The following is a 360-nucleotide window of genomic DNA, read 5'->3' as shown; positions in this document are numbered from 1 at the left end:
GATCTTGCAATTGGGTTATCAGCCGGCTAATGCCTTTATCGCCCAGGCAATGGTTTTCGCCCTGTTGAGCGACACGCCGGAACGGTAACCAGTGCGGGAAATTTTCGGTACCTGCCAATGCTACATGTGTGATAGGAAAACACGGGGTTTCCACCGGAAAGGCGGATGACTCTCCCGTTTCCGGTACCGACAGGTGAACCTCCGCAGAGGGCGGGGCTAATTGCGCCTCCAGGGCTTGCTGACGGGCCTGTTGATGAATGAGTTGTTGATCTGCGATATCGGCGGCTTGACTGCCTGAAACCACGCTACAAAAAACCGTTAATACTACAATACTGCTTTTCATTGACTTTCTATTCCACA

1 protein-coding gene is annotated in these 360 nt (G+C 51.9%); it reads right to left on the bottom strand.

The genetic code is table 11. The annotated features are described in order from the left end of the window. A partial coding sequence (locus EAE91_RS23850) for a POTRA domain-containing protein (RefSeq protein ID WP_280520319.1) occupies positions 1 to 343 on the bottom strand: 343 nt, incomplete at its 3' end. Positions 344 to 360 lie beyond the last annotated feature (17 nt).

Origin of the sequence: Photorhabdus noenieputensis (genome assembly GCF_018448935.1) — a bacterium.
GTDB classification, from domain to species: domain Bacteria; phylum Pseudomonadota; class Gammaproteobacteria; order Enterobacterales; family Enterobacteriaceae; genus Photorhabdus; species Photorhabdus noenieputensis.
This window is presented reverse-complemented; position numbering and strand designations above follow the sequence as displayed.